Source organism: Myxococcus xanthus (assembly GCF_006402735.1).
Lineage (GTDB): Bacteria > Myxococcota > Myxococcia > Myxococcales > Myxococcaceae > Myxococcus > Myxococcus xanthus_A.
Window position 1 is genome coordinate 5181219 of sequence record NZ_CP017174.1, and the last position, 17070, is coordinate 5198288.

The window sequence follows — 17070 nt, forward strand, 5'->3', positions numbered from 1 at the left end:
CCATGTCCCCCACTCCCCTGGCCGGAGCGGCCTCCGCCGAGGTCCCCCTCTCCGCGACTTCACCCGGCGTCTCCGCGTCCCGGCATGCGTTCGCACTGGCCGGGCTCACGGGGGTGACGCTGGTGGCGCTCCTCGGCGTCGAGGGACCGGTGGCCACGCGCACGGTGCTCATCGGCGGTGCGTGCCTGGTGCTCTGGCTGACGGAGGTGGTGCCCTCCTTCGTGCCCACGCTGCTGCTGCTGGGCGCCACGCCCGTCCTCCTGGGGCCGTTGGACCGTGCCTACCAGCTGCCGTCGGTGCTCGCGTGGTGCGCGGACCCGGTGCTCATCCTGTTCCTGGGTGGCTTCACGCTGGAAGTGGCCGCCATGCGGCACGGACTGGACGCCTCGGTGGCGCGGCACGTGATGCGGCTGTCGGATGGGCGGCCGCGGCGGCTGGTGTTGCTGGTGATGGCGGGCGTCGCCTTCCTCTCCATGTGGATGTCCAACGTGGCCGCGGCGGCGATGATGCTGGCCGCGCTGCGTCCCCTGCTCCAGGCGACGCCCGCGGGCGCGCCGCTACGGCCCGCGCTGCTGCTGGGCGTGGCCCTGGGTGCCAACGTCGGCGGCATCGCCACGCCCGTGGGCAGCGGGCCCAATGCGCTCGCCGTGTCCGCCGCGTCCGCACATGCGCAAGTCACGTTCGCGAAGTGGATGTCCTTCGCCCTGCCGCTCACGCTGCTCCTGCTGCTGGCGGGCTTCGGCCTGGTGCTGCTGCGCTTCCGCGTGGGCGGCAGGCTGACGCTGCCCGCCGAAGCGCCCGTGTCCCTAACGCGCTCGGGACGCCGCGTGCTCTGGGTGAGCGCGGCGTGCGTGGTGGCCTGGCTGTCGGAGCCGCTCCACGGTGTGCCCGCGCCCGTGGTGGCACTGGCCGCCACCGCGCTGCTCTTCGGCAGCGGCCTGCTGAAGCGCGAGGACCTGGGCCGGTTGGACTGGGCCACGCTGCTCCTCATCGCCGGTGGCATCGCCCTGGGCCGGCTGATGGAACACTCCGGGCTCATCGCTCGCGCACTGGCCCGCGCGGACCTCGCGGGCTGGCCGGTGCCCGTGCAGCTGGGGGTATTGGTGGCCGCGGCGGCGGTGCTGTCCGCGCTGATGAGCAACACGGGGACGGCGGCGCTCCTCATCCCCCTGGCCACGCAACTCCATCCCGCCGCTTCGACGCCGGTCCTCGTCGCCCTGGGATGCTCGCTGGGCATGCCCTTCGTCATCAGCACACCGCCCAATGCGATGACGGTGGGCGAGGGCCTGGCCTCCTCCGAGCTGATGAAGTTGGGGGTTCCCCTGATGTTGGGCGGCTGTCTGCTGGTTAGCCTTTCGGGACCGACCGTGCTGCGCCTCTTTGGATTGCCATGAGTTTCCCTCCCCGCCTGGTCGGCACCACGGTACGAACGCAGCGTCCCGGAAGAAGCAGTCGCGCGGCATGCGCGTTGAAGGGGCACTACCTGCTCAGGCTTCGGTGGAGGTGAGCTCGTGACGAACGTGACCATCACTGAGTACGAAACGCGCCTCTATTGGCAGGGGGAGCGCGGTGCCGTGCTGACGAGCGACCGTGCGCCGCCCGTGCCCATTGGCCAGCCGCTGACCGGGCAGGACACCGTGGCCGTGGGCCCCTGGTCCCCGGAGGCCCTGCTCGTGGGCGCGGTGGAGGGACGCACCCTGCTGGCGTTCCTGGAGCAGGCGCGGGAAGCGGACGTGCGCGTGCTCTTCTACCAAAGCTCCGCGGTGGCCCGCGTGGTGTGTGGCGCGGACCAGCCGCCGCACCTCACGGACCTCATCGTGCGCCCACACGTGGCCGTGGCCACCGAGGCCGACGCGGAGGCCGTCCGCCTCATCTTCACCGAACTCCCCGCGCACTGCTTCCCCAGCTCCGTCATCAACATCACTCCGCGCATCGAACCGGTGGTCGAGACGTGGCACGCTCGTAGCAGTGGTCGAAGCGTACCCGCCGCGATTGCCCCTGCATCCTGACCTGACAGCAAAGGCTCCACCTCCCCCATGTCCCCACAGCGCATCCTGGTCGTCGACGATGAGGACAATGCCCGCCGGGCGATTGCCACCATCCTGAATGAGGAAGGCTACGAAGTGGCCGAGGCCGCCAACGGCGCCGAGGCCCTGGCTCGCATCGGCGAGTTCTCCCCCGCGGTGGTGCTCACCGACGTGCGCATGCCGCAGATGGACGGCCTCACGCTGTTGAAGACGGCGCGCGAGCAGGGCAGCGACGCCACCTTCGTGATGATGACGGCGTTCGCCAGCGTGGAGACGGCCGTGGAGGCCATGAAGTCCGGCGCCGACAACTTCCTGCTCAAGCCGCTGGACGCGGACCAGGTGCTCGTCACCCTGGGCAAGGTGCTGGAGAAGCGCAGCCTGCGCCAGGAGGCGGAGGCGCTGCGGGACCAGGTACGCTCGCGCGTCCGCCGCTTCCACGACATCATCGGCGAGTCGCCCCAGCTCCAGGGCATCTACGACGTCATCCGGAGGGCGGCGGGCACGCGCGCCACGGTGCTCATCCTGGGTGAATCGGGCACGGGCAAGGAGCTGATTGCCCAGGCCCTGCACCAGGAGTCGCCACGCAAGGACAAGCCCTTCATCCGTGTGCACTGCGCGGCCCTGTCCGAGAACCTGCTGGAGAGCGAGCTGTTCGGCCACGAGAAGGGCTCATTCACGGGAGCGCTGGCCCGGAAGGAAGGCCGCTTCGAGCTGGCGGACGGTGGCACGCTGTTCCTGGACGAGATTGGAGAAATCTCCCCCGCCGTTCAGGTGAAGCTGCTGCGTGTCCTCCAGCAGCGTGAGTTCGAGCGCGTGGGTGGCACCCAGACGCTTAAGGTGGACGTGCGCATCGTCGCGGCCACGCACCGGGACCTGGTGGCCGAGGTGAAGGCCGGCCGGTTCCGCGAGGACCTCTACTACCGGCTCAACGTGGTGAGCGTGACGCTGCCGCCGCTGAGGGACCGCAAGAGCGACGTCCCCGCGCTGGTGAACCACTTCCTGGAGAAGTACAGCGATTCGTACGCCAAGCAGGTGCGAGGCCTGGCGCCCGGGACGCTCCAGGCGCTGCTGTCCCATGACTGGCCGGGCAACATCCGCGAGCTGGAGAACGCCATCGAGCGCGCGGTGGTGCTGGCGCAGGGGCAGGAGCTGACGACGGATGACCTGCCGCCCGTGCTGCGCGGCCCCCGGCCGCATGGGACATCCACGGGCGCGCTCATCCCGGGAGCCACGCTGGCCGCCATCGAGCGCGAGGCCATCCTGCGCACGCTGGAGATGGTGCAGGGCTCCACGTCCCGGGCCGCCGAGGTGCTGGGCATCAGCGTGCGGAAGATTCAGTACCGGCTCAAGGAGTACGGCACGCCGGGCGGCGCGCCGCTCAAGGTCGTGGCCGATGAGGTGGATGACCTTGCCGCGGAGTCGTAGCGGTTTGATGGGTGGGCTGGGGCACTGCTACCGTGCCCTGGATGAGATGGCGTTCGAGGCGAGCCTCGGTTCACCGGGGCAACGTGCTGCTGCGGGTCCTGGTCTGGGGTGCGAGCGGAATCCTGCTGCTGGCCGTGCTGGCCCTAGCGGCCTTCCACCTCTGGTCTCAGCGCCAATACGGCCCCGCCATCGGGCAGTTCCGGGCCGACGTCACGGCGCAGGTGGACTTCTTCTGCGAGCAACAGGCGCTGCTGGGCGCGGAGCCGTGGTTTCGCGAACCACGGGCCTTGGGCGATGCGGGCCCGCTGCTCAATGAATGGCTCCGCGTGGCATCCGGCCCGCCCGGCCTGGGAGAGTCACCCCTTCGGCTCCCCGCACACCTTCTGTTGCTCCAGAAGGCCGAGAGCATGGAGGACTGGATAACGTCGGACCTGGACCTCTCTAGCCTGGACTTCGGCTGGATGCGCCAGATGCATGCGTTCGACCACTGGAATGCAATTCCCCGTGCGTCCATCCCACCGGACAAGCCTTTCGACCTGATGTCCGCGCCCTTTCCGGAGTTCTCGCTCCTGGTGCTCTGGTCGAAGTTGCGGCTCCGGCATGCGGTTGAGCAGGGGACGCCGCTGGAAGCCGTGCGCGACGTGAGGCAGCTCGCGTGGCTGGCCTATCGCACGGACACCCTGGTGGGCGGCATGGTGGCCATTTCAATACTCACGATTGAGCACAAGCTCTACGCCACCTTGGAGAACCCTCCGCCCGACTGGCGGCCCTTGAGCCCCGAGCAACTAAAGCGCTTCAAGGCCGTGCTGTGGTCCGCCTCGGCCTTTTCGAGCATCGCGTCGCCCGTGGAGGTCAGCGAGAAGGCACGCGCGTGTGAGCCGGCGATTGGCCGCTGTATTGGCCTGGTGGAAGCCGCCCTTCGAGGCCGTTACCTGGAACCCTATGCGAAAGGCACGCACCGGCAGGCGTACCTGGAACTCAAGACAGCCAGCGCGGCGGGCCACTGCCCCACGCAACTGCTGGCGTCCATCTGGGAGCAAGGGTTCACGGTGACGGATGACGATACAGGGCTGGGTGCAGGGGACGAGCGTCCCCTGGCGGCGCGGCTGATTCCCACGAGCGCCCTCAGGGGCCCCTTCGCACTCCAAATCCTGGCATCCTCGCTGACCACCCTCGACCCGCTCCGCGAGCTCAAAGCCCTGTCCCCCGCCCCATAGCAAGGGCAATGCCTCCAGGGACGGACATCTACGACGAGCGTCGTTGACTCTTACGACGGCCGTCGTAATACTCCGCGAAATGACCACCCACGCCCTCCCGCAGCCGACGCGTGCCGAGCTGGCCATCCTCCGTGTGCTCTGGAAGCAGGGCCCCAGCACCGTCCGGCAGGTGCACGAGCTGATGCGGGGCACCCAGGACAAGGACACCGGCTACACCACGGTCCTCAAGCTCCTCCAGAACATGACGGAGAAAGGCATCGTCCAGCGTGACGAGAGCGAGCGGACCCATGTCTATGAAGCCGCCATCAGCGAGACGCGCACCCAGCGCGACCTCCTGCGCGACTTGATGGACCGGGCCTTCGGGGGGTCGGCCACGTCGGTCGTGGCACAGGCGTTGTCCATGAAGCGCGCCTCCGCCGAGGAACTGGCGGAGATTCGCAGGCTGCTCGACGCACACGAAAAGCGGGGGAAATGATGGACGCGCGTTATCTCCACGCCCTGGAACAGGCCCTGCTCGGCTTCCTGTGGCAGGGCGCGGTGGTGGCCCTGGCCGTCGCGGGTATCCTGTCCCTGACGCCGCAGCGCGCCGCGCGGACGCGTTACGCCACCGCGTGCCTGGGGCTGGTGGCCATGGCCGTGCTTCCCGTGGTGACGTTCCTGACGGCGCTGGCGGAGGCCTCGCGCGCCGTGACGTTCGGAGCCTTCGAGTCCCTGGCCCAGTCCAGCATGCTGACCGTGGTCGCGACGGAGACCGCGTCCCTGGCGGAGCCGCACTGGACGGAGGTGCTCCGGCCCTGGCTGCTGCCAGCGTGGTGCTGCGGCGTTCTCCTCCTGTCGGCCCGGACCGTGGCCGCCTGGCTCATCACCCACCGGATGGCCCGGCAGGAGACGCAGGCCCCCTCGGCCCCCTGGCGTGAGGCGCTGACGCGTGCGTTGCGCCACGTCCACCTGTCCCGGCCCGTGCGCCTGCTGGCCTCCGCCCGCATCGACGTGCCCATGGTCATTGGCCTGTGGCGCCCCCTCATCCTGGTGCCGGCGGGTGCCATCACCGGGCTGTCCGCCGCGCAGTTGGAGGCCATCCTCGCCCATGAGCTGGCCCACATCCGACGCCACGACTACCTGGTCAACCTCCTCCAGTCCTTCGTGGAGACCCTCCTCTTCTACCACCCGGCCGTCTGGTGGCTGTCCCACCGCATCCGCGAGGAGCGTGAGCACTGCGCGGATGACCTGGCCGTCCAGTGCTGCGGGGATGCGCTGCTCTACGCCCGCGCCCTGGCCCACATCGAGGAGCTGCGCCTGGCCCCGTCACCCCACCCCGCCCTGGGCGTGAGCGATGGCTCACTGCTGATGCGCGTGCGCCGGCTGCTGTCCGTGTCCGAAGGCATGACGCCGCGCCGGTCCTGGCGGCTCGCCAGCGGGCTGGGAAGCGCCGTGCTCGCCGTGGCCCTGGGGTCGTCGCAGCTGCCGGAGACGGCCCATGCGACGGAGCCAGTGAGCGCGCCGCCCCTCCACGTGGAGGCAACCCCCAGCACGGGGCAGCGACTGTCCAGCACCCTGCCCATGCACCATCTGCTCGTGGCCCCGGCGACCTTCTCCGCCCAGGCCCGGCAGGCCCCCGCGCCCATCGAGCGCCCGAAGGCGGCGGCGAAGGCAGAGCGAGCACCCGCGGCGAAGCCCCGTCCCACGCGGCCCGCCCCCCTCCTCATCCCGGACACAGGGACGATCGCCCGCACGGAGCTGTCGCGCGTGCCCTACTCGCTCGACGGTGAGCCCGCCGCGCCCGTCCTCCTCGAGGACACCTCCCTGGAGTCGCCCGAAGCCGCCCTGGCCGAGGCCGCCTCCGCGCACGCCGACGAGCACGCCACCGAGCTGCCCCGGGTGGTCGTCTCCGCGCCGGCGCCCTCGCGCGCCTCCGCGTTCGACGCAGTCTACAAGGCCATGAAGGCGTCGGCTCCCGTCAAGACGCTCCGGCCCGGAATCACCCCACCCCGGTTCCTCTCGGGCGAGCGCATCCACCTTCCCAATATCGCCTACGGGATTCAGTCCCACTTCGGAGGCTTCCCCAAGGGCGCGGTGGTGGCCCGCTGCATCATCACCGCGCAGGGCTCCGTCACCGACTGCCAGCCCATCCAGGGCCTGCGGGGCCTGGAGGAAGGCGTCATCCGCACGCTCTCCACCTGGCGCTACGAGCCCGCCACGCTCAACGGGAAGCCCGTGGCCGTGCGCTACGTCTTCGACGTCTGGTTCACGAGGGAGCCGGGCGGCGGAACGCACGAGTCCCGGCAGTTCGCGGGCCTCGACCTCTCCGACGTGGTGGGCGCCGCGGCCCCGGGGACGTGCGACGACTGCGACGCCTTCGAGTTCCACAGCCCGACGGCGCAGCGGTAGCGCGTCCCGCCTGCCGCTGACGGCCCTACCCCGCCAGCGGCATCCGGAGGATGAAACGAGCGCCCCCACCGGGCGCCGTGTCCACCTCCAGCGAACCGCCATGCTGCGTGACGATGGCATGGACGATGGACAGCCCCAGCCCCGAGCCCTGAGCCTTCGTGGTGAAGAAGGGCTCGAAGATGCGGTCCCGGACCTCCTGGGGAACACCCGGGCCGCTGTCGTCCACGGTGAGCCACACGCGCCCGCCCTCGTGCCCCGCAGACAACGTCACGGTGCCTCCCGCTGGCGTGGCCTCCAGCGCGTTGAGACACAGGTTGATGAGCACCTGACGCAGCCGCTCCTCCTCGCCCGCCACCGACGGCACCGGCGCTTCGCGTGGCGTGACGTCCAGTGACACCTTGCGGGACGCGGCCTGCCCGCTCAGCAGATCCACCACCCGCCGCAGCAGCTCGTTCACATCCACGGAGGCGGGACGGAACTCGCGAGGCCGCGCGAACTGGAGGAAGTCCTCCAGGATGTGGTCGAGGCGGCGAATTTCATCGCGCACCAAAAGCAGCGGCTCCAGCAAGGGCGCCTGCTGCCCATCCGGAAGACGCCGCAGACGCCGCTCGAGGACGGAGAGCTGGAGCGCCGCCGCGTTCAGCGGGTTGCGGATTTCGTGGGACAGGCCCGCCGTCATCGTCCCCACCGCCGCCAGCTTCTCCGTCACCTGGGCGCGCCGTGCCAGCTCGCGCTTCTCCGCGTGCAGGCGCACCTGCCGCATCGCCTGCTCCAGCGTCAGCAGCAGCTCCTGCGGCGCGCAAGGCTTCATCAGGTACGCACACGCACCCGCCCGCACCGCGGCCACTGCCGTCTCCAACGTGGCGAAGCCCGTGAGCAGCACCACCTCCGAGTCCGGCGACGCGGCCTTCAGCTCGGCGGCCAGCGCCGTCCCATCTCCGTCTGGCAGGCGCAGATCCACCAGCGCCACGTCGAAGCCCTCCCGGACCCGCTCGCGCGCCGCCTTGCAGCTGGACGCGCCGCGGACGGCGTAGCCCGCATCCCCGAGCAACTCCTCCAAGTTGTCCAGGAAGGCCGCGTTGTCATCCACCACCAGGACGGACGGAAGGGACGGAGGAGTGGGCTCGCTCATGAGGCGTGGGTGGGGCGTGCCGCGTGCGCCGTTTCCAGCACCTCCATCAGCGCGCCTGGGTCGAAGGGTTTGGAGAAGACGCCCGTGGTCCCATCAAGCGGGGCCGCGTCGGGATAGGCGGTCATGACGAACGTGGGCAGGTGAGGATAGCGCGCGCGCAGCCGTCGCAAGGCCTCACCATCCGGCCCTCCGGGAATGCGCAAGTCCACCAGCGCGGCGAAGGGCTGCGCGCAGAGGATTCGGTCCGCGTCCAGCACCGAGGCCGCCGTCACACAGGAGAAGCCGCGCCCGCGCAGCAGCTCGGCGATGTTGTCGCTCAGCGCCGGGTCGTCCTCCACCAGCACCACCAGCCCATCCCGGCGAGCACCGGACAGCAGCTCCACCAACGTGGGGATGGGCACGGGCTTGGGCAGCACCGCGAGCAGGCCTTCGCGCCGGGCCGTCTCCAAGTCATCCTGGCGTGGGTGCGCGGTGATGACCACCGCGGCCAGGCCCGGATCCACGCGGCGGAGCTGGTGCACGGCATCCGCGCCGCTCATGCCGGGCATGCGCATGTCGGTCAGCAGGACGTCGAAGCGCGTGGTGCGCGCCAAACGCACGGCCTCGTCACCGCTCGTGACGACAGTGGCCGCGTCCCCGCCGTCGCGCAGAATCTCCGCGAGGTTCTCCGCGAACGCCAGGTTGTCATCCAGCAGGAGGTACTGGCGCATGCGTCTCCTCCGAAGCGACGAGGGAAAGCCGAATCACGAAGCGCGCTCCCGCTCCGGGACGGGGGACATACGCGATGCTCCCCCCATGCCGCTCCACGATGCGCTTGACCAGCGCGAGCCCGAGCCCGATGCCGCGCGCCTTCGTCGTCATCAGCGGCTCGAAGAGGCGGCGGCGGATGACGTCGCTGACGCCCGGCCCGGAATCCTCCAGCACCAGCTCCACCATCCCCGGCTCGCACGTGGCGGCGGACAGTGACACCGTCCCGCCCGTCTCCTCCAGGGCCTGGACGGCGTTGTCGAGCAGGTTCACGAACACCTGGCGCAACTGCCCCGCGTCTCCTTGAACCGCGGGCAATGAGGTCAGTCCCTCCGCGCTCACGACGACAGTGTCGGGCCGCTGCACGGCCTTGAGCGCTTCCTGCCAGACCTCGTCCAACCAGACCTCCTGCCGGTGCAGGGGCCGGTCCCGAATCATGTCCAGCAGGTCGGAGACGATGCGGTTGGCGATGCCCACCTGGTCGCCAATGCGGTCCAGGTGCTTCGTCGTGCGCTCGTCCACGGCCCCCGGGCGCCCCCGGAGGATGTAGAGCGACGTCTCGATGACGCCCAGCGGATTGCGCAGCTCGTGGCCGATGGAGCCCACCAGTTGGCCAAAGGTGGACAGCCGCTCGCTGCGCGCCTGCTGCGCCAGCAGATCTTCCCGGTACGTGTGGAGCATGATGGCCAGCTCCAGGTCGAGAATCTTCCCCACCGCGGAGCGGGCCGCGCGGAGCGCCGCGGGCTGCTCCAGGTAGGTGGCGTCGATGTGGCTGTTGAACTCCTGCCGCAGGACGTTCATCGCGCCGAACATGTAGTGCTGCGGCAGGGCGATGCGCACGTGCATGCGGCCAATGCGGCAGCGCAGCGCGTAATAGACCTCGTCCCAGGGGCCGCGGAGGAGCTGGTCCATCCACACCTGCAAGGTGCCGCGCAGGTGCCCCACCTGGCTCTCTCCCCCTTCGAGCGCCTGCCGAGCCCCCTCATGCTCCAGGATGCGGTCGTAGAAGACACGAGCGAAGCGCGGGAAGTGGGGCTTCGCGGTGGCGTGCAAGGTCATGAGAGCCTGCTCGTCCGCCGAGCAGAACCCCACGTACCGCTTCAATTCCTCGAACAAGGTTTCCGCCATGAGTCCTGGGGTAAGAGCCTATCCGCGCTGAACGCATGAGAGCAGGAACTTCCTCCCCCGCTTCGCGCTGGCTCGGCACGCCGCCCAGGGGCCACGGCCCGCGAGTCCAAGGACTCCGCCGGGGACATGACATGGACCGCCTGTGGCGCACCGCGAATGGCCATGAAGGCTCCTGGAGCCCGGCCATTCCGGCCCGGCGGGAACTCTTCAGCAAGCCTCAGGCCAGTGCCTGTGCACGGAGGGCGGCCCAAGGACGCGCGCAAGATGTGCGCGCATCCCCCATCCGGCCCCGGCATGCGCAAGGTTTGCGCGTGAACATGGGTTCACGGCGAATCCCCACAGCCCCCAGACTCCACTCCGTCCTGGTATCGCGTCTGCCCCCGCATGACACGGGTGTGCCGTCATTCTCCTCCACCGAGCAGGTACTCCAGCAACTCACGAACAGGAGATGACAGGCCGTCCCAGTCCTGGAAACAGACACAGAGTCGGCGCTGGGCCCAGGACTCCGACAGGGGCACCTTCCGATAGGTGCCCTCCCGCTGATGCCGATTCGCAACGCGCTCCGGGACGATGCCCAGGCCCACGCCGTGAGACACCATCTCGCACAGCCCCCGGAAGCCCTTCATCCGGACGCGGAAGGACACGTCGAATCCCGCGCGACGTGCGTGCCCGTCAATGTGCTCCTGCAAGGCGCTCTCGGCCGCCAGGCCGACGAAGGGCTCCCGATACACATCCCTGAGCGCGAGGCTCTTGGATGCAGCCAGCGGGTGCCCGGCGGGAATGATGAGCACCAGGGGGTCGGGCGCCACCGGGCGGACTTGAAGCGTGCCCGTCTCCACGGCGTCCGAAATCAGTCCGGCCTCCGCCAGGCCTGCCTCGACCGCCTTGACGATATCCGCGCTGGTTCGCTCTCTCAGGTCGATGTTCAGCCTCGGGTGCCTGGCAAGCCATGGCGCCAGCTTCTCGGGCAGGTACTCGGTCAGCGCCGCGGTGTTGGCATAGAGGCGAATGGTGCCGCGCCGGCCTGAAACAAACGCATTCAACTCATCCTTCAACAACTCCTGTTGATGCAGGATCAACCGAGCGTGGTGCACGAGTGCGTCACCTGCCTCGGTCGTGACCACGCCCCGAGGCCGCCGCTCGAGCAGCTTGACGCCCACCGCATCCTCGATGCTTCGCAGACGCTCGCTCGCGGATGCCAGCGTCAGGTTCGCGCGTTGGGCACCTTGCGTGATGCTCCCCGCATCCACGATGCAGAGGAACAAGCGAAGATCCGCGAGGTCGAGCCGCATCGCGCCTCCTGCGCACGCTGCCTCCGGCGCGTCCGAAGGGAGTCACGAGACGCTCCGCATTGTGCCAGAGCACGCCGGGTGGTCCAGTCGGCGCTCGTCGCGCGCCTGGAGCGCGCCCACTGGAATCGCCATGCCCCAAGACGACGGAAAGCGGGTCGCCAGCATCGCCATGCGCGGTCATTACCTTGCGAGGCGCGCAAGCCGAAGGGCGGTGAAGCGCCTCAACCGGACCCAGGGAGTGAGGTGCACGAGGTCGTCGTATGGCGTGGTTCCGGCCTACCACGGCCATCGAGTAACAATTGCCACATGCCCTTTCCTCGCGCGGTGTTCGTCTCGCTCGCCTTGGTCCTCCTCGGATGCTCCGGGTCGTCGAACGACTTGGAAAGGGAGGCGCCACCGAATGACGCGGAGTCCACAAAGGCGGAAGACAGTCTCGCCGGACTGACTCGCATCGCGACCGCCGAGTACCAGGCGTTCTATCTGGTGGATGGGCAGGTGCTGGGTATCGGCTCCAACCGCGCTGGACAGCTCGGCGTGGGGCATTCCATTGCCGGCAACCACGTGCCCCCCATTCGAATCTCACTTCCGGAGCACCTGCGCTTCAAGGACGTCGCGGGCGGTGGGTTCCAGAGTCTGGCGCTCGACACCCAGGGGCGCGTGTGGACGTTCGGCCAGAATCTCTACGGCCAACGCGGGGATGGCACCACGAACGACTCCCCCAACTCGAGCACGACTCCGAACAACGGCCAGCCCTACCTCATCCTCACCGACGCCACGGGCGCGGTGTTCGACAATGTCGTCGCGGTGCGCAGCGCGATGCTCTTCAACATGGCCTTGAAGGCAGACGGCTCCGTCTGGGTCTGGGGCATGAGCGGCACGGCGATTGGCAACACGCTGGGCATTGCCGGCGATGGCAACACCAGCGCGCGCAACATCACCCGCCCCACACGCGTCCCCCTGCCCCCAGGCGTGCGAATCACCTCATTCACCACCAACGACAACACCCTCTTCGCGACGGATGACGCGGGAACGGTGTGGGCCTGGGGTGGTGGCACCGCTGCGGGGGAGACATTGGGCACGGGCAGGCACAACGACTATGCGCGGCCGAATCCGGTGAACATCCCCGTCAAGGTGACGGAAGTCGCCGCGGGTGGCAGTCGCTGGGTGGTGGCGCTGGATGAGCACGGCGACCTGTGGGGCTGGGGCATCCAGGGCACCTATCTGGGCCTGGGCAATCCCGCGGGCGGGTGGTACCCGGTGGCCACGCCGGTGAAGCTGTCCTTCCCGGTGTTCGGCGCACGCAAGGTCACCCACGTGTCCGCGAACGGCCACGCCACCCACGCCATCCTGGACGACGGCTCGCTGTGGGGCTGGGGCGACAGCGCGATGGGTGAAGTCGGCAACGGGGTGATGCTGGACTTCGCCACCTACCACACGCCCTACCGTTGGGACTGGTCGCAGTATCAGATGATGGTCTTCGACCCCGTGCGGATTGCCCCGGGCGTCACCTTCAGGGCCCTGCACAACACCGCGCAGTCGTTCTACGGCTACGCCACGGCCACGGATGGGACCATCTACTCCTGGGGCCGGAACAAGACGGGTGTGCTGGGCAACGGCGTGCTGCCCACGGGTGACCTGGCCAACCGGCCGGACAGTTGGAACGTGGCAACCGCCACGGCAGTGCCCGCGCACCTGCTCGACTTCGCCATCCCGACGCCGTCGAAGTAGGCCACCGCGGCGCGGCGAGGGGCGCAAGCGCTGCTTCCGCGCTTGCGCTTTGGAGAGGGCGGCGGAATTGAAGCGCCGGGGCCGGCACCGCCTAGTGAGTGAGGGGGCCCCGGGACTCCATCCGCCGGGGCGCGACCTGCTCGCGCGTCACCGTCTCACGGCCGGTGGCCCTTCCCCGCTCCAGCAGCGACTTGAAGCGCAGCAGGTCGTCATCCATCTGCTTCTTCGGGTCCGCGCCCAGCAGCCTCGCGAAGGCATGGCCAATGGCCCCGGCCGGCGGGTTGTAGGACAGCCGGATGTCCACCCGAGTGCCGCCACGCGGCGTGGACTCGAAGTGGATGACGCCCAGGTTCTCCACCGCCGTGCCCTCCACGCTCTTCCAGGCCAGCACCTTGTTGGGCACGAACTTCGTGACGACGGCGTCCCATTCGAAGTGCAGCCCCGCGGGCCCGCGCACCTTCCAGTGCGAGCGGCCCTCGACGCCCGGAATCACTTCATCCACGTGTGTCATGAACCGGGGGAAGTTCTGCATCTCCCTCCAGAAGGCGAACACCTCCTCCACCGGCGCGTTCACGTTGATGTCCTTGTGAAGCGTGATGGCCCGCCGTCCCGCGCCCATCCCCGTGAGCCGTCGCAACCCCAGGTTCGTGAAGGCCCGCGTGCCCAGCATCACGCCGCCCAGGGCCGCCAGGGTGCCCGTCAGTCCCCGGCGTCCCAGCCCCCAGGCCGCCAGTGTCAGGCCGCCCAGCGCCCCGAAGAGCCGTTCGGACGGCGACCAGTGCTCCTGGAGGAAGATCCTCGACTCACCCGAGCGCATGCTGCCTCCTTGCAGCGCCGGGTGCGCTGAGCCCTCCGCATACGGAACAAGCTGGTTGTCCAGCCCATGCACCCCCTGCACCTTGCCGATGCGGGGCAGCACGCGCCGGAGTTCCTCGCGAAGGATGGGGCCCTCCAACCGAACCAGGCCATCCCGAGCCATCACGCGAATCGCCCCGGGATGCGAGCACACCCGGCCCAGGGCCGAGCGCACCCGTTCCTCCAGGACAAGGTCCTCCACCGGTGCCCGGTGCAGCTTGCGCATCGATTCGAAAAAGACGCCGCGCGAGCGCTGCGAGAGGTCCCGAGCGACGACGCCCACCGCGCCTCCCGCCTCATGCGCCGCGTGGACGGCCTTCCCCTGCAGATGGGATCTGCGCCAGCGGCCACTGCGTGGATCCGTCCAGTACATCAACCCCAGGCCCAGCCCAGCGCCACCGATTCCCCATAGGGCAGCTTTCATCGTCCGCCTCCTTCTGGCTCGTGTCCTTCGCTCCTCGGAACGTGAAGGCGGCGATGGCGCAGTGCAGCAGACGGGAAGGGGCTGCCTCGCTCGCGTCCGCGGGGGATGCCCGGCCACCAACCGGGCGGCTCAGCGCCCGGAGGTCCTCGCGTTGACTGGGCAACGAGGACGGTGCCCACAGGCTCGGGCGTGCCCACTGTCTTTCGTGCTGGTCAACCCGAGAGGAGCAACACGGCATGCCCGAGGTACCGACGACACCTGACTCGCCCGTGAAGGATCCCGACCCCGACAAGAAGCCCGGGCGTGAGCCTCCCGGGCCGCAGGCGCCGCCGAAGAAGGACCCTCCCACGCGACAGCCGCCGGAAATCGAGCCGCCGCAGCCGCCCGAAATCAAGCCGCCCGGCATTCATGATCCGCCAGTGCCCAATCAGCCTGGACGACCGGAAATCATCGCGTGAGCAACACCGGGAGCGTGGCGGACGAGCACGCCGAGCCCCCCGCGGCGTGAAGACGGGAGGCCAGGCGAGCGACTGGCGCCAGCACGAACGCCCGTCCCGTTCCACGAGGCCACCGGCGTGGCCAGCTTTCTCCTGACGAGCGCCCGTTCCACTCCAGGGAGCGGCGAGGAGTGGCGGCATGCGAGAGCCCGAATTCCAGGACCGCTATGAGGGAGGCCGCGTGCTAGCGGACCACCTGCGGCGCCACGCGCGGCAACCCGGCACGCTGGTGCTGGCGCTGCCACGGGGCGGCGTACCCGTGGGCGCCGAAGTCGCGCGGGAGCTCGGAGTGCCGCTCGATGTCTTCCTGGTCCGCAAGCTGGGCACGCCCGGCCACGAGGAGCTGGCCATGGGCGCCATCGCCTCCGGGGGCGTGCGGGTGCTCAACCGCGAGGTCGTGGACGAGCTGAACATCGGCCGCGAGCAGATTGAGGCCACGGCCCGCCGCGAGGCCGTGGAGCTCCAGCGGCGTGAAGAGAGCTACCGGGAAGGCCGGCCGCTCCCCGACGTGCGGGGGCGCACCGTCCTCCTGGTGGATGACGGGCTGGCCACTGGAACGACGATGCGGGCGGCCGTGGCGGCGCTGCGGCTCCTGGAGCCCGCGGCCATCATCGTGGCTGTGCCCGTGGCCGCGGCCGAGTCCTGCGAAAGCCTGGCCCAGGTGGCGGACGAGGTCGTCTGCGTCCGCATGCCCGAGCCCTTCTATTCCGTGGGCCTGTGGTACCGCGACTTCGCGCAGACCGAGGACGACGAGGTGCGCGACCTGCTCGCCGAGGCAACCCGGGAACGGGCTTCCGGCGAAACACAGCCTTCCGCCTGAGCCCGGCGCCTCGCGGACCTCAGCCGCGCGGAGCCGGCCCCCATGAGCGCATGGACGTCCGCCCCACCATGATGTCCACCAACCGCTTCACGCGGCGGAAGACGCTCTCCTGCGCGTAGGGCACGCCGTGCTTCTCGCACAGCGCCTTCACCTTGGGCTGCGCCTGCCGGTAACGCGTCATGGGCAAGCTGGGCCAGAGGTGGTGCTCGATCTGGTAGTTGAGCCAGCCGTGGAGGAAGTCCACCACGTCGTTGCCGGTGGCGTAGTTCACCGAGCCCACCACCTGCCGCACGGAGAACTCCGCGCCGCTGCGCGCCCGACCCTCGAAGCGGTAGAGGTCGTCCCCCGCGTGGTTGGGCGCGATCAACACGAAGCTCTGGATGTTGGTGAGCACTTCCGCGAAGACGCTGTTGGCGAAGACGCTGAGGACGGCCCACGCGCCCAGTGGCGCGAAGAGCGCGGGCAGCAGCACGAAGCGCAGGCCCGCGTAGGGCAGCAGGCACGTCCACCAGAAGGCACGGCCTTCGACGGAGAATGGGTTGAAGGCGGTGATGAGGGGCAGCGTGCCTGGTTCGTCCGGTCCTCCCGCGCGCTTGCGTTCGAAGCGCCGCCACTCCAGGAACGTGTTGGGCGCGTAGTACGTCACCTTCCACGTGCAGGCGAAGAACGCCACCAGCGCGTACTTGGCCAGCATGGGCATGCGCGATTGGCGCAGCCACTCCGTGTTCATCTCCACCAGATCCGGGTCCACCGCCTCCCCCGTGCGTCCGTGGTGCAGCACGTTGTGCTCGTGCCGCCACGCCTGGGGATGAATCCAGTCCGGCCAGTCCAGGAAGCGGCGCCACCCGGTGGCGAAGCGCTTGCCCGTGTAGTGCGCCGGCACGCCCGGCACCTTGTCGTAGCCTCGGTGCGTGACGTGATGGGCCATCATCGTCCAGCGCGCCGTGTTTCCCTGCGCGATGAGCAGCGCCGACACGGGATTGGGCATCAGCCACGCCGTCGCGTAGCCCAGCGCGGAACAGGCCCGGCCCCAGCGTTCAATCTTCCGCGCGTGCGCCAGGTCCGCCTCGCCGAGCGAAGACTCCAGCTCCTGCTTGAGCGCCTGAAGGTCCTGGGCGAAGGCCTCCGGCTCGGAGAGTGCGTGGGGGTGGGGATGGGAGATGGGAAGGGACGTCTGCGGCACTGCGTCGACGAGCAGGGGGACTGCCAGGGTCATGATGGGACCGGCATCTCGGTGAGGGCATCCAGGTGGGCGGCCACCAACCTGGTTTCAGGCCCTGAAATTCCGGATGCCGAAATCCACGAGCCCGTTCTCTCGCCCACCACGCCACCAGGGCGGCACACCCATGCCAGACGAGCCACCGCCCGGCCGAGGATTGCGGTTAAGCTC

The 17070-nt window shown here is 69.4% G+C and carries 15 protein-coding genes; 9 read left to right on the plus strand and 6 right to left on the minus strand.

The window, feature by feature from the left end:
- Positions 1-2 precede the first annotated feature (2 nt).
- The 6 genes from BHS09_RS21300 (at position 3) to BHS09_RS21325 (ending at position 7057) form a co-directional block, all read left to right on the plus strand.
- Positions 3-1394 (plus strand): SLC13 family permease, encoded by a 1392-nt coding sequence (locus BHS09_RS21300; RefSeq protein ID WP_140798761.1) that lies wholly within the window; start codon positions 3-5, stop codon positions 1392-1394.
- A 117-nt stretch (positions 1395-1511) separates the two neighbouring features.
- Positions 1512-2009 (plus strand): OsmC family protein, encoded by a 498-nt coding sequence (locus BHS09_RS21305; protein ID WP_140792680.1) that lies wholly within the window; start codon positions 1512-1514, stop codon positions 2007-2009.
- Positions 2010-2036: 27 nt separating this feature from the next.
- A complete protein-coding gene (locus tag BHS09_RS21310) occupies positions 2037-3452 on the plus strand; it encodes a sigma-54-dependent transcriptional regulator (protein ID WP_140792682.1) in 1416 nt (471 codons plus the stop codon).
- An 83-nt stretch (positions 3453-3535) separates the two neighbouring features.
- Positions 3536-4669: a hypothetical protein gene (locus BHS09_RS21315; RefSeq protein WP_140792684.1), complete on the plus strand. Its 1134-nt coding sequence runs from the start codon at positions 3536-3538 to the stop codon at positions 4667-4669.
- 79 nt (positions 4670-4748) lie between these two features.
- Complete coding sequence (locus BHS09_RS21320; RefSeq protein ID WP_026113894.1) at positions 4749-5144, plus strand: BlaI/MecI/CopY family transcriptional regulator; 396 nt, start codon at positions 4749-4751, stop codon at positions 5142-5144.
- Positions 5141-7057 carry a M56 family metallopeptidase gene (locus BHS09_RS21325; protein ID WP_140798762.1) on the plus strand — a complete coding sequence of 639 codons (1917 nt, stop codon included), beginning with the start codon at positions 5141-5143 and terminating at the stop codon, positions 7055-7057. The genes BHS09_RS21320 and BHS09_RS21325 overlap by 4 nt, the downstream gene beginning before the upstream one ends.
- A 25-nt stretch (positions 7058-7082) precedes the next feature.
- Here BHS09_RS21325 and BHS09_RS21330 read toward each other — a convergent pair whose 3' ends face one another.
- The 4 genes from BHS09_RS21330 to BHS09_RS21345 all read right to left on the minus strand — a co-directional run bounded on the left by BHS09_RS21330 (position 7083) and on the right by BHS09_RS21345 (position 11356).
- Complete coding sequence (locus tag BHS09_RS21330) at positions 7083-8189, minus strand: sensor histidine kinase (RefSeq protein WP_140792688.1); 1107 nt, start codon at positions 8187-8189, stop codon at positions 7083-7085.
- Entirely contained in the window at positions 8186-8899 is a 714-nt protein-coding gene (locus tag BHS09_RS21335) for a response regulator (RefSeq protein WP_140798763.1), read from the minus strand. The genes BHS09_RS21330 and BHS09_RS21335 overlap by 4 nt, the downstream gene beginning before the upstream one ends.
- Positions 8874-10064 (minus strand): sensor histidine kinase, encoded by a 1191-nt coding sequence (locus BHS09_RS21340; RefSeq protein WP_140792692.1) that lies wholly within the window; start codon positions 10062-10064, stop codon positions 8874-8876. The genes BHS09_RS21335 and BHS09_RS21340 overlap by 26 nt, the downstream gene beginning before the upstream one ends.
- Positions 10065-10465: 401 nt before the next feature.
- A complete protein-coding gene (locus BHS09_RS21345) occupies positions 10466-11356 on the minus strand; it encodes a LysR family transcriptional regulator (protein WP_140792694.1) in 891 nt (296 codons plus the stop codon).
- A 306-nt stretch (positions 11357-11662) separates the two neighbouring features.
- Here BHS09_RS21345 and BHS09_RS21350 point away from each other — a divergent pair, with 306 nt between their 5' ends.
- On the plus strand, positions 11663-13084 hold the full coding sequence (locus tag BHS09_RS21350; RefSeq protein ID WP_140798765.1) for an RCC1 domain-containing protein: 1422 nt from the start codon (positions 11663-11665) through the stop codon (positions 13082-13084).
- 91 nt (positions 13085-13175) lie between these two features.
- Here the strand turns inward: BHS09_RS21350 and BHS09_RS21355 are convergent, their stop codons facing one another.
- Positions 13176-14363 carry an SRPBCC family protein gene (locus BHS09_RS21355; RefSeq protein ID WP_237077303.1) on the minus strand — a complete coding sequence of 396 codons (1188 nt, stop codon included), beginning with the start codon at positions 14361-14363 and terminating at the stop codon, positions 13176-13178.
- Positions 14364-14599: 236 nt separating this feature from the next.
- Between BHS09_RS21355 and BHS09_RS21360 the strand changes: the two genes are divergently transcribed.
- Together BHS09_RS21360 and BHS09_RS21365 are read left to right on the plus strand one after the other, a co-directional pair.
- Positions 14600-14821: a hypothetical protein gene (locus BHS09_RS21360; RefSeq protein WP_140792700.1), complete on the plus strand. Its 222-nt coding sequence runs from the start codon at positions 14600-14602 to the stop codon at positions 14819-14821.
- Between the two features lie 178 nt (positions 14822-14999).
- The gene (locus tag BHS09_RS21365; protein ID WP_140792702.1) at positions 15000-15680 is read left to right on the plus strand and encodes a phosphoribosyltransferase; all 681 of its coding nucleotides are present in this window, start codon (positions 15000-15002) and stop codon (positions 15678-15680) included.
- Positions 15681-15699: 19 nt separating this feature from the next.
- On the opposite strand, the gene BHS09_RS21370 is transcribed toward BHS09_RS21365, so the two are convergent.
- Complete coding sequence (locus tag BHS09_RS21370) at positions 15700-16896, minus strand: fatty acid desaturase family protein (RefSeq protein ID WP_140798766.1); 1197 nt, start codon at positions 16894-16896, stop codon at positions 15700-15702.
- Positions 16897-17070 lie beyond the last annotated feature (174 nt).